Origin of the sequence: Actinomyces sp. S6-Spd3 (assembly GCF_000758755.1) — a bacterium.
Classification (GTDB): Bacteria; Actinomycetota; Actinomycetes; order Actinomycetales; family Actinomycetaceae; genus Pauljensenia.
Map to the genome: position 1 here is coordinate 1 of NZ_JRMV01000145.1, position 544 is coordinate 544.

General features: G+C 58.6%; 1 protein-coding gene and 1 pseudogene. Both read right to left on the reverse strand.

The window, feature by feature from the left end; translation table 11 throughout:
* A pseudogene (locus tag HMPREF1627_RS10650) lies at window positions 1-341 on the reverse strand (heavy metal translocating P-type ATPase); the annotation flags it as partial.
* The coding region (locus tag HMPREF1627_RS00860; RefSeq protein WP_034500358.1) for a heavy-metal-associated domain-containing protein at window positions 338-544 on the reverse strand (207 nt) is incomplete at its 5' end. The gene HMPREF1627_RS00860 and the pseudogene HMPREF1627_RS10650, both read right to left, overlap by 4 nt.

A 544-nucleotide genomic window follows, 5' to 3' on the forward strand; every position in this document is an offset into this window, starting at 1 on the left:
CCAATATGTCCGGCTCCGCCAAAGAACAGGGCCCAAATAGACCATAGCGTAGAGGCAATCACGCCCATGGAGACTAGCGTGTCCATGGTGGAAGAGCCGTGTCTTGCCGCTCTGAATGCTGCAACGTGGAAAGGCCACGCCGCCCACACCACGACGGGTGCGGACATTGCGGCCACCGCCCACTGCCAGCCAGGGAATTGGAGTGCGGCAACCATAGAAAGGGCCATCACAGGAGTCGCAAAAACTGCGGCTACAATCAACCTCTTCTTTAGGTCCTGGGCGCGCTCGCGGGTTGCTTCACCAATTTGTGGAGCTCGGGCTGGCAGCGGGCTTGAGGTCATCGGTTGATGCCTGCGAGTTCGAATCCGGCCTCGGCAATAGCGTCGCGCAGCTCATCGTCGCTGACAGTGCCGGTGGTGCTTACGTGCACCTTGGATGCTACGTCGGCGCTACCGGAAAGGTCTACGTTTACAGATTCGACGGCTCCGATTTCAGATAGCTCTTCGGTTACGGACATGACGCAGTGTCCACAGGTCATGCCTTT